General features: G+C 73.9%; 12 protein-coding genes. 8 read left to right on the forward strand and 4 right to left on the reverse strand.

Annotated features, from left to right (window positions below; all coding sequences use genetic code 11):
• Positions 1–36 precede the first annotated feature (36 nt).
• Together H958_RS0109210 and H958_RS0109215 are read left to right on the forward strand one after the other, a co-directional pair.
• A complete protein-coding gene (locus H958_RS0109210) occupies positions 37–927 on the forward strand; it encodes an SMP-30/gluconolactonase/LRE family protein (protein WP_028058453.1) in 891 nt (296 codons plus the stop codon).
• Complete coding sequence (locus tag H958_RS0109215) at positions 924–1,319, forward strand: GlcG/HbpS family heme-binding protein (protein WP_028058454.1); 396 nt, start codon at positions 924–926, stop codon at positions 1,317–1,319. Before H958_RS0109210 ends, H958_RS0109215 begins: the two co-directional genes overlap by 4 nt.
• Here the strand turns inward: H958_RS0109215 and H958_RS0109220 are convergent.
• Positions 1,309–1,911 carry a helix-turn-helix domain-containing protein gene (locus H958_RS0109220; protein ID WP_028058455.1) on the reverse strand — a complete coding sequence of 201 codons (603 nt, stop codon included), beginning with the start codon at positions 1,909–1,911 and terminating at the stop codon, positions 1,309–1,311. The genes H958_RS0109215 and H958_RS0109220 overlap by 11 nt on opposite strands.
• Positions 1,912–2,034: 123 nt before the next feature.
• Between H958_RS0109220 and H958_RS0109225 the strand changes: the two genes are divergently transcribed.
• Positions 2,035–2,409: a VOC family protein gene (locus H958_RS0109225; protein WP_028058456.1), complete on the forward strand. Its 375-nt coding sequence runs from the start codon at positions 2,035–2,037 to the stop codon at positions 2,407–2,409.
• A 179-nt stretch (positions 2,410–2,588) separates the two neighbouring features.
• Positions 2,589–5,534, forward strand: coding sequence for a helix-turn-helix transcriptional regulator (locus H958_RS0109230; protein WP_028058457.1), 2,946 nt, complete (start codon positions 2,589–2,591; stop codon positions 5,532–5,534).
• Positions 5,535–5,575: 41 nt separating this feature from the next.
• Here H958_RS0109230 and H958_RS48680 read toward each other — a convergent pair whose 3' ends face one another.
• Both H958_RS48680 and H958_RS43040 read right to left on the reverse strand, forming a co-directional pair.
• Entirely contained in the window at positions 5,576–5,704 is a 129-nt protein-coding gene (locus H958_RS48680) for a hypothetical protein (RefSeq protein ID WP_255325414.1), read from the reverse strand.
• A gap of 214 nt (positions 5,705–5,918) precedes the next feature.
• The gene (locus H958_RS43040; RefSeq protein WP_051324008.1) at positions 5,919–7,580 is read right to left on the reverse strand and encodes a penicillin-binding transpeptidase domain-containing protein; all 1,662 of its coding nucleotides are present in this window, start codon (positions 7,578–7,580) and stop codon (positions 5,919–5,921) included.
• A 258-nt stretch (positions 7,581–7,838) separates the two neighbouring features.
• On the opposite strand from H958_RS43040, the gene H958_RS0109245 reads away from it, so the two are divergent.
• The 4 genes from H958_RS0109245 (at position 7,839) to H958_RS0109260 (ending at position 11,728) form a co-directional block, all read left to right on the forward strand.
• Entirely contained in the window at positions 7,839–9,044 is a 1,206-nt protein-coding gene (locus tag H958_RS0109245) for an aminotransferase-like domain-containing protein (protein ID WP_028058458.1), read from the forward strand.
• Between the two features lie 10 nt (positions 9,045–9,054).
• The gene (locus H958_RS47450; RefSeq protein WP_196807291.1) at positions 9,055–9,213 is read left to right on the forward strand and encodes a hypothetical protein; all 159 of its coding nucleotides are present in this window, start codon (positions 9,055–9,057) and stop codon (positions 9,211–9,213) included.
• A 113-nt stretch (positions 9,214–9,326) separates the two neighbouring features.
• Complete coding sequence (locus H958_RS0109255) at positions 9,327–10,934, forward strand: DHA2 family efflux MFS transporter permease subunit (protein WP_028058459.1); 1,608 nt, start codon at positions 9,327–9,329, stop codon at positions 10,932–10,934.
• Positions 10,934–11,728, forward strand: coding sequence for an aldo/keto reductase (locus tag H958_RS0109260; protein ID WP_028058460.1), 795 nt, complete (start codon positions 10,934–10,936; stop codon positions 11,726–11,728). Before H958_RS0109255 ends, H958_RS0109260 begins: the two co-directional genes overlap by 1 nt.
• On the opposite strand, the gene H958_RS43045 is transcribed toward H958_RS0109260, so the two are convergent.
• Positions 11,725–12,525, reverse strand: a complete 801-nt coding sequence (locus tag H958_RS43045) for a DsbA family protein (RefSeq protein ID WP_028058461.1) — start codon at positions 12,523–12,525, stop codon at positions 11,725–11,727. The genes H958_RS0109260 and H958_RS43045 overlap by 4 nt on opposite strands.
• Positions 12,526–12,547 lie beyond the last annotated feature (22 nt).

A 12,547-nucleotide genomic window follows, 5' to 3' on the forward strand; every position in this document is an offset into this window, starting at 1 on the left:
GCTCCGTCCGCGCGATCGCGGAGTAGGCTGCGGCCGATGGGAGCGAGGGAGCTGGTCACGCTGCTGTCAGGTGGGCACTACTTCGAGGGTCCCCGCTGGCGCGACGGGCGCTGGTGGGTCTCTGACTTCTACCGGCATACGGTCCTCACCGTCCAACCGGACGGACGCGCTGAAGCCGTGCTGACGCTCGAAGGCGGCGCCCAGCCCTCCGGCCTCGGCTGGCTGCCGGACGGCTCCCTGCTGGTCGTGTCGATGCGCGATCATCGCCTCTTGCGCCTGCGCGACGGCGAGCTGAGCGTGCACGCGGAGCTCGGCGAGCACTGCAGCGGGCTGCTCAACGACATGGTCGTCGCCGAGGACGGCACCGCGTACGTCGGCAACTTCGGCTTCGACCTGATGGGCGGCGCGGACGCGCGCCACGCGAAGCTCCTGCGGGTGGCGCCGGATGGCGCGGTCTCCGTCGCCGCCGAGGACCTGATCTTCCCGAACGGCGCGGTGATCGACGGCTCGACGCTGCTGGTGAACGAGACGCTCGGCGGCCGGATCACGGCGTTCGGGATCGAGCCCGGCGGATCGCTGGGCAATCGCCGGGTCTGGGCGCAGCTGCAGCCGACGCCCGCGGTCGGCCCGCTCGACCAGATGCTCGCCGGAGCCACCTTCGCGCCCGACGGCCTGACGCTCGACGCCGAAGGCCACGTGTGGGCCGCGAACGCGCTCGGCGGCCCGGTCGCCCGCATCTCGCCGGCCGGCGAGGTGGTCGACACGATCGCGCCCCCTGAGGGACTCGCCGTCTTCGCCTACATGCTCGGCGGGCCCGAGGGGAACACGCTGCTCATGTGCGCCGCGCCGGACTTCGCCGAGGAAAGCCGTAAGGCGGCCCGCGAAGCGCTGCTGCTGACGACCACCGTGGAGGTCCCGGCCGCATGATCACGCTCGAGCGGGCGCTGGGCTACATCCGCGCCGGGGAGGAGGAGGCGGCGCGGCAGGGCTTGACGCTGTCGTTCGCGGTCGTCGACGCCGGCGGCCATCTCGTGGCGCTGCACCGTATGGACGGCGCGCCGTGGATCACGCCCGAGGTCGCGCTCGGCAAGGCGTGGACGGCGGCCGCGTGGCAGACGCCCAGCGCCGCGCAGGGCGACAAGATGAAGGACTTGCACGCGTTCAGCGCCGCGATCTCGTCCGCCACCCACGGGCGCTTCACGCCGCAGATCGGCGGCCTGCCGATCGTCGACGGCGCGGAGCTGATCGGCGCGATGGGCGCGTCGGGCGCCTCCGGCGCCGAGGACGAGGCGGTCGTGCGGGCCGCGCTCAGGCGGTAGGCGGGAACAGGTCGATCAGGAAGACGCGGGCGTGCGAGCGGCCCGCGTTGACGATCGCGTGCGGGACGTCGGCGGCGTACATGATCGAGTCGCCGGCGCCGAGCCGCGAGGACTCGTCTCCCGACTCGACGGTGACGCGCCCGCGGTCGACGTAGACGAGCTCGCGCGTGCCCTCGAAGTGCGGCGGGCTGCGCAGCGCGCCGCCGGGCTCGAAGTCGACGCGGTAGAACTCGAACGCGCGGTCCGGCCTGAGCGGGGAGAGCGTGCGCAGCGTGCACTCGGCGTCCGAGCGGTAGTCGTAGGACGGGTCGTTGGAGCGGATCACCTGCAGCCGGCTGTCGGCGGGGTGGCCGTCGACCAGGTCGCCAAGCCGCATGCCGAACGCGCGCGCGATCCCGAGCGCGGTCGCGAGCGTCGGATTGGCCTGGTTGCGCTCGATCTCCGAGAGCATCGAGCGGCTCACGCCCGAGGCCTTCGAGAGCGACTCGAGCGACCAGCGCCGCCTGCGCCGCAGCTCGCGCACGTGCGAGCCGAAATCGCGGCCCAGCGCAGGCTCCGGCGCGCCTTCTCCGTCCGGCTTACCGGAGGTCATCTCTTGTCAAGTGGAGACGCATGGAATACCTTGCGGCGGCGGAGGGGTGTCCCGCGACGGGGGCTCCGGTTGCGTGGTCCAACCGGAGCTCCCGAGCCTATCGCCGCGCCGTATCCTGGGTCGATGCTGCAACACACCTCGCTGGAGGTTCCACCGGACCGCGTTCGCGAGTGCGTCGCTTTCTGGGAGCTGCTCGGCTTCGAGGAGATGCAGGCGCCGCCCCTGCTGGGAGGCCGTTTCACCTGGGTGCAGCGCGAGGGGACGCAGATCCACCTGATCCCGTCCGACGACGCGGTCAACATGCGCGAAGGTCACGTGGCGGTCGTCGCGCCCGACTACGAGTCCGACGTGCGCCGGTTGCGCGAGGCCGGCTTCGAGTTGCGCGACGGCCTGAACGCATGGGACGCGCCGCGCGTGTTCGTCCGCGATCCCGGCGGCAACCTCGTCGAGGTGATGTCCAAGCCGCCGCAGCCGCCCTGGCCGCCGGATCGTCCCTAAGGGTCTCCTAGGCCCGGCATAAGGGGTCTGCGCGGCGACCCGGCTCCATCCGCCCGATGCGAGCCGGCCGCCGCGCCGCCAGCATGCCCGGCGTGTCCGCTGTCAACGTCACCGCCGCCCGCCGCTCCCCGCGTGGCGGCGGTGGTGGCGCCGTCGGCCATCGGCGCGATACTGCTCACATGGCAACGCGTGTGTCGAGCGCCACCTTCGTCGGACGCGCCGCTGAGCTGGCGGAGCTCCAGGCCGCGCTCGACGAGGCGCGCCGGGGACGCCCGTCGATCGCGTTCGTGGCCGGCGAGTCCGGCGTCGGCAAGACGCGCCTGCTGACCGAGCTCGAGCGCAGCGCCCGCGCCTCCGGCGCGCGCGTGCTGAGCGGCGAGTGCGTCGAGCTCGGCGAGGGTGAGCTGCCCTACGCGCCCATCGTTGCCGCCCTGCGCCCGCTGGCGCGGTCCGGCGACCCGGCGCTGGACGCGCTGTCGCCCGCCGCCCGCTCAGGCCTCGCGCACATGCTCCCCGGCCTCGGCGACGGCAGCGGCGGCACGCGGCCTGAGGAGTCCTCGACCGCGCAGGCGCGGCTGTTCGAGGGCCTGCTCGAGCTGTTCGACGCACTCGGGAGCGAGGACGGGCTTGTCCTGACGATCGAGGACCTGCACTGGGCCGACCGCTCGACGCGCGCCTTCCTCGTCTACCTCGCGTCCTCGCTCTGCCGCGAGCGCGTCCTCGTCGTCGCCAGCTACCGCCCGGACGAGCTGCACCGCCGCCATCCGCTGCGGCCGCTGCTCGCTGAGCTCGAGCGCGGGACCAACGCGCGGCGCGTGGAGCTGCACCCGCTCACGCAGGTCGAGCTCGCCGAGCAGCTGACTGACATCCTGGGCTCCAAGCCCGCGCCCGACCTGCTCGCCCGGCTGTTCGACCGCTCGGAGGGCAACCCGCTGTTCGCGGAGGAGCTGCTGGCCGCGGGCCTGGACGGCCGCGGGGCGCTGCCGCCGACGCTGCGCGACGCGCTGATGCTGCGGATCGACCGGCTGCCGGCGCAGGCGCAGGAGCTCCTGCGGCTGCTCTCCACGGGCCGCCGGCTCGATCACACAATCCTCGCCCAGGCGTCGGGCATGGACCCGCGCGAGCTGCGCGACGCGCTGCGCGAGGCGGCCGCCGCGCACCTGATCGTCGCCGATTCCGAGGGCCGCTACGCGTTCCGTCACGCGCTGCTGCGCGAGGTCGTCGCCGACGACCTGCTCCCCGGCGAGCGGGCCGAGCTGCACCTCGCGCTCGCCCGCGCGCTGGAGGCGCGCGCCGAAGGGCTGCCGGACCACGGCGGCGCGCATCTCGCCGCGGGCATCGCCCATCACTACTTCGCGTCGGGCGATCAGCCGAAGGCGCTCGCCGCCTCGGTCCGCGCCGGCGAGGCCGCCGAGAACGTGCACGCGTACGGCGAGGCGGCGGCGCTGTACTCGCGCGCGCTGGAGCTGTGGCATCGCGTCGGCGACCCCGAGGCGCTGACCGGCCGCGATCACGTCGGGCTGCTCACCGCCGCGGCGGACGCGACCTCCAAAGAGCATGAGCCCGGGCGCTCGGAGACGCTGCTGCGCGCCGCGCTGGCGGAGATCGATCAGGGCGCCGAGCCCTACCGCGCGGCGATCCTGCTCGACCGGATCGCGCGCGAGCAGTTCCACATGGCCCGCCCGCGCGAGGCGGCGGAGACGCGCCGGCGCGCGCTCGAGCTGCTGCCGGCGGAGCCGAGCGAGGCGCGCGCCACGGTGCTCTCGGGCATGGCGAAGGCCTTGATGCTCGAGTCGCGCTTCCGCGAGTCGGTCGAAGCGGCCGAGACCGCGATCCAGGTCGCCGAGGCGGTCGGCGACAGCGTCTCGCGGATCCGCGCGCTCGACGGCCTGGGCTTCTCGCTGTTCGGCCTCGGCCGGGCCGCAGACGGGGAGGCGGCGCTGCGCTCCGCGCTCTCGCTCGCCCGCGAAGGCGGCTTCCTGCAGACCGCGCTCACGACCTACGTCAACCTCGGCGACGCGCTTGCCGGCGCCGGGCGGCTGGCCGAGGCGCGCGTGATCGCCGACGACGGCGTGGCGCTCGCCCGCGAGCACGGGATCCGCCCGCGCTGGCCGATCCTGCTGCGCGCCGAGCTCGCCTTCGAGGCGGGCGACTGGGCGCTGGCGGAGGCCGAGCTGCCGCCGCCCGGGCGCCCGGCGATGGGCACCACGTACGTCAACGAGTGCCTGCGCTGGACCGAGCTGGCGCTCGGCCGCGGCGACCACGACCGCGCGCGGACGCTGCTCGACCAGGCCGAGGACATCGCGTCCGACTCGCGCGAGCCGCAGTGGATCGGGCCGCTCGGGTCGCTGCGCGCGGAGCTGGAACGCCGCGCCGGCGACCTCGAGGCCGCCCGCCAGGCGATCGACAACGCGCTGGACCGGCTGGAGTTCTGCTCGGAGGACGTGCAGCGGATGGCGCGCGTGTCCGCGACCGGCGTGCGCGTCGAGGCCGACGCGGCCGTCCGTGCGCGCGACCTGGGCGAGGACCCGAGCGGCGCGATCGCCAACGCCCAGATGCTGCTGCTGCGCGTCGAGGCGTGCGCCGACGGGGAGCGCCCCGTCGAGGCTGCCTTCCTGGCTTCGGCGCGGGCGGAGCTGGCCCGCGCCGAGGATCGTGACGACCCCGATCTCTGGGCCGCCGCGACCGACGCCTGGGAGGGCCTCGGCCGTCCCTACCGCGCCGCGCAGGCGCGCCGGCGCCGGGCCGAGGCTCAGCTCGCCGCCGGCGACCGCGATGCTGCGGCGGCGACGGCGCTCGAGGCCCTCGACGAGGCCAACCGGATCGGCGCCGCCTGGCTCGCCGCCGAGATCGAGGGCTTCGCGCTGCGCGCGCGCCTGCGGCTGGAGCGCGACGCCGGCGAGTCAGCCGCGGAGGCGGCGGACGAGGATCCGTTCGGCCTCACGCCGCGCGAGCGCCAGGTCCTGGCGCTGCTCGCCGACGGCCGGACCAACCGCGAGATCGGGCAGGCGCTCTATATGGCCGAGAAGACCGCCAGCGTCCACGTGTCGCGCATCCTCTCCAAGCTCGACGTCCGCTCGCGTACCGAGGCCGCCGCGCTCGCCCACAGGGTCGGACTCGTCTAAGAGGGCGCCGGCCGTCGTCTGGCATCCACGATCCGGCCCTCTCAGACCGCCTGGCCGTTTCGAGTCAAGCTCTGAGCGGCGGCGATGGCGAGGGCGGTCCCGCGCGCGCCGACGTAGATGGAGAGCAGGGCGGTGCTGATCACGGCTTCGCCGAGGCGCATGCTTCGCATGTCGCGCAGTCTTCGTGAACCGAGGGCCGGAGGCAACCGACACCTTGTCCAGGCATCGGGTGCCGCGCATGGCCACCACGCACTACTTCCCGCCCGATGGTGTGCATTGCCTCCGGGACGCTTCGAATCAGCCGCACCTGGCGGTAGGGGCCGGCGACACCGTCGCCGGCGTGTTCTGGTGAGCGCGTTCCTGCCGGTGGCGATCTTCAGCGGCTCATAACGCGGCCTGCAGCACCTTCTTGGCGACCGGCGCGGCGGCGGTGCCGCCGAAGCCGGCGCCGACGAGCATCACCGCGACGGCGACCTTCGGCTTGCGCGCGGGGGCGAAGGCGACGAACCAGGCGTCGGCGTCCTTGGGGTTCTTGGAGTTGGCGACGAGCTCGGCGGTGCCCGTCTTGCCGGCGACCTGGACCCCGGGGACGGCGCCCGCCGTGCCGGTGCCGCTGCTGATCACGGCGATCATCATGTCGCGCACGTTTCCTGCGACCGTGGAGCTGACGGCGCGGTTGCGGTGGACCTTGGCGCTCTTGACGATCCGCGGCTTGACGTGCACGCCGCGGTTGCCGATCGTCGCGCCGACCTCGGCCATGCCGAGCGGCGTCGCGAGGTCCTTGTTCTGGCCGATCGCGCTCGAGCCGACGGCGATCGCGTCCTTGAGCTGGGACGCCTTCGGAATCGTGCTCGGCTTGGCGGCGGGGACGGCGGGCGTGTCGTTGAAGCCGAACGCCTCGGCCGTCGCGACGAGCTTCTTCGCCCCGAGCTTGGCGCCGAGCGGCGCGAAGACCGAGTTGCACGAGTCGGCGAAGGACGCGGTCAGGCTGCCGCCGCAGGTCTCGCCGCTGGCGTTGCCGAGCTTGACGCCCGACAAGGTCGCCGACGTGCGCCTCGGGTAGGAGCTCGTCGGCTTGGCGACGCCGTGCTGGAGCGCGGCGGCGAGCGTGATGATCTTGAACGTGGAGCCGGGCGGCTGCGGGGCGGAGACGGCGAGGCCGGCGAGCGCGAGCACCGAGCCGTCGCTGGGCTTGACCACCGCGACGCCGCCGAGCTTGCCGCCGAGCGCGCTCAGCGCCGTCTTCTGGAGGCCGAGCCGGATCGTCGTGTGGACCGACCTGCCGGGCACGCGCGGGACCTTGGCGACCGTGCGGTCGCCGAACCTCAGCGTGGAGCTCGGGCGGCCCGCGAGGCGGTCGTTGTAGATGCGCTCGAGCCCGGTCGGCTTGTCGCCGGCGACGCCGGCGATCGACGCGCCGGTCGGGTCGTCGGCGAGCAGACGGCCGGTCGTGTCGTAGATGTCGCCGCGGCGCGGCGTATCGCCGCTGCGCCGGCGCACCTCCTCGTCGCCCCTGAGGCCCGGGAGCCGCATGTCCGGCGTCCAGGCGATGAGCGCGGTCTGGCCCTCCTCGTGGACGGGGAAGCGAACCGTCCCGCGCAGCGTGCCGAAGTAGCGCGTCGTGACGGTCACCGGCGCGGTGGCGACGCCGTCCTTGACGGGGGAGAGGCGCCCGACCGCGACGGTCTTCACGGTCGCGGCGCGGTACGCCTGCGCGTAGTCCTTGGTGAAGCCGAGCTCGGGGTGCGCCTTGCGGCTGCGCGCGTCGATCAGCCGCCACATCGCCTTCTGGTCGCCCTTCTCCCACGCGGTGACGAACGCCCGCACGGTCGCGGGCCGGTGGTCGGTCTCGAGCTGCTTGGAGACGAGGTAATAGCCGCCGGCGCCGAGTGCGGCGATGACGACGATGACCGTCAGGACGGCGCTCAGGGACGGCAGGCTGCGGTTGCGGCGCCGCCGCCGCGCGGGCGGCCCCGACAGGAAGGGCGAGCCGGCTCGGGGCGTGTACCCGAGCGTCCCGGAACGGCGTCGACGACGGCGGGCCACCGCATCAGGTCTACCGCGTCAGGCGGACGTGAGGTCCGTTCGGTGACTCACTTGCACCGAACACGGCCCCGCGCCGCCCTGGCGGCCGCAACCCTCACCGCCCGGCGCCTCCGGTCGCGGGACTTGCACTCGGACGTAGGATTGTCGGGATGTCGCGCATCCGGCGAGTAGCCCGCACCACCGCCCCTTAGGCCCCGGCCGGCGCCGGGGAGGGCGGTGGCTGTCCCTGTCCCAGCTCCGCTTCCCGAAAGGCCACCGATGGCTATCTCGCCCCCGCCGCACGCCGGCGCCACGTTGTCCCGCCGGCTCACCGGCACCGAGTCCTCGCCGGTCCGCGACCTGCTCGAGCTCGCCAACCGCCCGGAGGTGATCTCGCTCGCCGGCGGTCTTCCGGCGCCGGACACGTTCGACGTCGAGGGGTTGGCCGAGGCGTTCGCCACCGTGCTCGGCGGTGCGGACGGGCGGCGGGCGCTCCAGTATTCGCTCACCGAGGGCGACCCGCGCTTACGCGAGTTACTCGCGGCGCGGCTGCGGGCGGGCGGCCTCGAGGACTGCGCCGGCGCCGAGGTGATCGTCACCACCGGCTCGCAGCAGGCGCTCGGCCTGATCGCGTCGGCGCTGCTGGACCCGGGCGACGCGGTGCTCGTCGAGGACCCGACGTACCTCGCCGCGCTGCAGTCCTTCGGGCTCGCCGACGCGCGGCCCGTCGCCGTGCCGTCGGACGCTGAGGGGCCGGAGCCAGACGCGCTGGTCGAGCTCGCCCGCGAGCACCGCGCGAAGGCCGTCTACCTGATCCCGACGTTCCAGAACCCGACGGGGCGCACGATCCCCGCCGCACGGCGAGCGGCGCTCGCCGAGGCGACCGCCGCCGCGGGGCTGTGGGTCGTGGAGGACGATCCGTACAGCGCGCTGCGGCTCGAGGGCGACCCGGTCGACCTGCTCGCGGCCCAGCCGGCGGCGCGCGACCGCACGATCGTCGTGCAGACGCTGTCCAAGGTGCTCTCGCCCGGCCTGCGGCTCGGCTACCTGCGCGCGCCGGAGCCGCTGCGCGGGCCGCTCGCGGTCGCCAAGCAGGCCGCCGACCTGCACTCGCCGACGATCAATCAGATGGCCGCCGCGGTCTGGCTCGAGCGCCACGACATGGGCGCGCACATCGCCGGCCTCGCCGCCCACTACCGCCCGCGCCGCGACGCGCTGCTGGAGGGGTTGGCCGAGCAGCTGCCCGAGGGCAGCGCGTGGACGTCCCCGGAGGGCGGCCTGTTCGTGTGGGTGACGCTGCCGGACGGGTTCGACGCCGAGGCGCTGCTGCCGGTGGCGCTCGAGCGGGGCGTCGCGTTCGTCCCGGGCCGGTTCTTCTACGCAGGGGCGGGGCGCCCGGAGACCCTCCGGCTCTCGTTCGCCACAGCGTCGCCTGGCGAGCTGCGCGAGGGTGCCGCCCGTCTGGGGGCCGCGATCCGGGGGTAGGGCTCGTCTCGTGGAGGAACGACGACCCAGACCAGAGATGGACGAGGTGCGCGACGCGCTGCGCGAGCACGACGAGCGCCAGGAATCGGAGCCGGACGTCGACGCGCGCGACCCGGACGCGGCCGACTCGGCCGACTCGGCCGACGACGGCGGGTCCGACGACGCCTGACGGCGGGGCCGGCGAACGTCCGCATATGGTTCGAGCGAACCCATGCGCCTGAACCACCTCGCCCTCACGGCCCTCCGGCCGCTGCACGAGCCGCCCGACCTCAGGCTCGTGTCGTGAGCCGGCGCGACAACCCCTTCGCTGCGCTCAGCGTCCTCAGCCTCGGCCTCTTCATGACGCTGCTGGACGTGACGATCGTCAACGTCGCGATCCCGCAGCTCGTGGACTCGCTGAACGCGTCGATCGACGAGGCGCTGTGGGTGCTCAACGCGTACGTGCTCGTGCTCGGCGTGTGCCTGATCACGGCCGGCCGGCTCGGCGACATCTTCGGCCCGCGCAACGTCTTCCTCGCCGGCACCGCGCTGTTCACGCTCGCCTCCGCCGCCTGTGGGATCTCGAACAGCCCGGCCGCGCTGATCGCGGCGCGGGCCGTGCAGGGCGTCGGCGCCGCGCTGCTCACGCCGCAGCCGCTCGCGATCGTGCTGCCGCTGTTCCCGCCAGAGAAGCGGGGGTCGGCGTTCGCCGTCAACGGCGTGGTCGCCGGCGTGGCGGCGGTCGCGGGACCGACGCTCGGCGGCTTCATCGTCACCCACTGGGACTGGCGCGGGATCTTCTTCGTGAACCTGCCCTTCGGCGTGCTCTCGATCGCGCTGACGCTGTGGATCGTGCCCGACCTGCGCCCGGGCCGCAGGCACCGGCTCGACATGGCGGGCGTGCTCGTCTCGACGCTCGCCCTGACCGCGATCACCTACGCGCTGATCGAGGGCCAGCGCTACGACTGGGACGCAAGGATCATCGGGCTGCTCGCCGGCGGCGCCGTCCTGCTGGCGACCTTCGTCTGGATGCAACGGCGCCGGCAGACCGGCGGGCGCGAGCCGCTCGTCCCGTTCGCCCTCTTCAAGGACCGCAACTACGGCCTGATCCTCGCCGTCGCCGCGGCCGTGCACCTCGGCATGGCGGGACTGTTCCTGCCGTTCACCATCTACCTGCAGTCGGTGCTCGGGCTGAGCGCCCTGCAGGCGGGACTGGTGTACGTGCCGTTCTCGCTCACCTCGATGGTCTTCTCGCCGGTCAGCGGCCGCCTCACGGACCGCATCGGCGGCAAGTACATCCTCATGACCGGGCTGACGCTGTTCGCGGCCGGCATGCTGGCGCTGGTGGCGATCGCGGGCGTGAGCACGTCGCGCTGGGTGTTCGTGCCGGGGATGATCCTCGGCGGGCTCGGCGTCAGCGGGATCTTCGTCCCGATGATCACGATGGCGATGGGCCAGGTCCCGCCGCCGCTCGCGGGCGCCGCGTCCGGGCTCCTGAACACCACGCGCCAGCTCGGCGGCGCGATCGGCGGCGCGCTGGTCGGCGCGGTGCTGCAGAACCGGCTCGCGGCCTCGCTGCACGACGAGGCGATCGCGCGCGCCGGCGAGCTGCCCGCACAGGCGCGCTCCGGCTTCGTCCACGGCTTCGACAAGGCGGCGAGCGGCGGCCTGGAGGTCGGCGCCGGGCAGACCGGCGCCACGCCTCCGGCAGGGCTGCCCGAGGAGATCGCCCAGCGCGTGGCCGCCGTCGCGCGCGAGGTGTTCGACTTCGCGTTCGTCTCCGCGATGCGCTGGTCGCTGATCGTCCCGGCCGCGATCATGCTCGCCGCCGCAGGGGCGTGCTTCGCCCTGCGCCAGCCGCCCCGGACGCGCCCCGAGCCGGCGGCGGAGCCCGAGGCGGTGACGGCGTGATGGAGATGCGCAGGCTCGCCGGCGAGGACGTGCCGGTCGTCGGGATGGGGACGTGGAAGACGTTCGACGTGCGCGGCCCGCGAGAGACCGGCGCGCACGCCGTCGTGCGCGCCGGCCTCGACGCCGGCATCCGCGTCTTCGACAGCTCGCCCATGTACGGCGCGGCCGAGCGCGTGCTCGCCGCCGCGCTCGACGGCCGCCGCGAGGAGGCGTACGTCGCGACCAAGATCTGGACGCCCGATGCCGCCGACGGCGAGCGCCAGGCCGCCGCGGCGCTGGACTGGTACGGGCGGGTGGACCTCTACCAGGTCCACAACCTGGTCAACACGCGCGCGCACCTGGCGCTGCTCGAGCGCCTGCGCGACGAGGGCCGCGTCCGCGCGCTCGGCGCGACGCACTGCAGCGCCGGCGCGTTCTCGGAGCTCGCCGAGGTGATGCGCAGCGGGCGCATCGACGCGATCCAGGTGCCCTACAACCCGCGCCAGCGCGAGGTCGAGCGCGAGATCCTCCCGCTCGCGGAGGAGCTCGGGCTCGGCGTGCTGATCATGCGCCCGTTCGGCGAGGGCGCGCTGACGCGCCGGCCGCCGTCGCCCGAGCAGCTCGCGCCGCTGCGCGAGTTCGGCGTCGAGACCTGGGGCCAGGCGCTGCTCAAGTGGGTCCTCTCCGACCCGCGCTGCACGGTCGCGATACCCGCGACCTCACGGCCCGAGCGAGCCGCGGAGAACGCCGCCGCCGGCTCAGCACCGTGGTTCGGGCCCGAGGAGCGCAAGCTGGTGCAGGCGCTAGGCCCCTAATCGCCTGAGGACTTGCCCGCGATCAGGCTCGAGATCGCCTGATCGGGGTTCTGGCTGAGGTCGACCGGCTTCATCGTGCCGCCGGTCGTCCCGCCGGCGAACGACGGGGTCGCGTCGAAGCCGAAGCTCTGGAACTCGCCCTGGGCCTTGGCCACCGCGTCCTTGGCGGCGGCCGTCCTGCTGTCGGCGATCAGCTTGTCGGCGTCCAGGCCGGGCACGCCCGCGGCGATCTTGCGCGCGAACGCGTCGTTGACGTAGTTGTCGCTCTCGTCGCCCTGGTTGATGTACCAGATGCGGTCGAAGTTCCAGCTCTTGTCCTGCAGCCCGGAGGCGTAGGAGTACTGGGCGGCCGGCTGCGACCACGGGCGGACGAAGCCGAACGCGTCGAACTCGATCCGCAGCTTGTGGGAGCGGACGTACTTCTCGATGATCGGCGGGAGGATGTCGTCGGAGTAGGCCTTGCAGGCAGGGCACACGAGGTCGCCGTACTCGACGAGCGTGTGCGGCGCCTTCGGATCGCCCAGCGCGTTGCCCGACTGCGGGATCCCGCCGAACTCCTGGGCCGCGAGCGTCTGGCCGGCGATCGCCTCGCCGCTCTGCTTCTTCGGGGTGCTCGTGCCGCCGGAGGAGATGACGATCGCCACGACGACGACGATTGCGGCGATCCCGACGAGCGCGCCGAGCTGGAGCAGTCTGCGCCGGCGTGCGGACTGGGCCGCTTCGCGCTGCTCGGCCTCCTGACGCGCCGCCCGGGCCTCCTCGCGGCGCTTCCTGCGGGATCCCTGCGCGTTTGCCATGCATGCATGATGGCGCGGCCGG

Source organism: Candidatus Solirubrobacter pratensis (assembly GCF_000425945.1).
Lineage (GTDB): Bacteria > Actinomycetota > Thermoleophilia > Solirubrobacterales > Solirubrobacteraceae > Solirubrobacter > Solirubrobacter pratensis.

Excerpts from the sequence above, each read along its gene's own strand:
- H958_RS0109210 (WP_028058453.1), top strand. The coding sequence starts at position 37 with ATGGGAGCGAGGGAGCTGGTCACGCTGCTGTCAGGTGGGCACTACTTC.
- H958_RS0109215 (WP_028058454.1), top strand. The coding sequence starts at position 924 with ATGATCACGCTCGAGCGGGCGCTGGGCTACATCCGCGCCGGGGAGGAG.
- H958_RS0109220 (WP_028058455.1), bottom strand. The coding sequence starts at position 1,911 with ATGACCTCCGGTAAGCCGGACGGAGAAGGCGCGCCGGAGCCTGCGCTG.
- H958_RS0109225 (WP_028058456.1), top strand. The coding sequence starts at position 2,035 with ATGCTGCAACACACCTCGCTGGAGGTTCCACCGGACCGCGTTCGCGAG.
- H958_RS0109230 (WP_028058457.1), top strand. The coding sequence starts at position 2,589 with ATGGCAACGCGTGTGTCGAGCGCCACCTTCGTCGGACGCGCCGCTGAG.
- H958_RS48680 (WP_255325414.1), bottom strand. The coding sequence starts at position 5,704 with ATGCGAAGCATGCGCCTCGGCGAAGCCGTGATCAGCACCGCCCTGCTC.
- H958_RS0109245 (WP_028058458.1), top strand. The coding sequence starts at position 7,839 with ATGGCTATCTCGCCCCCGCCGCACGCCGGCGCCACGTTGTCCCGCCGG.
- H958_RS0109260 (WP_028058460.1), top strand. The coding sequence starts at position 10,934 with ATGGAGATGCGCAGGCTCGCCGGCGAGGACGTGCCGGTCGTCGGGATG.
- H958_RS43045 (WP_028058461.1), bottom strand. The coding sequence starts at position 12,525 with ATGGCAAACGCGCAGGGATCCCGCAGGAAGCGCCGCGAGGAGGCCCGG.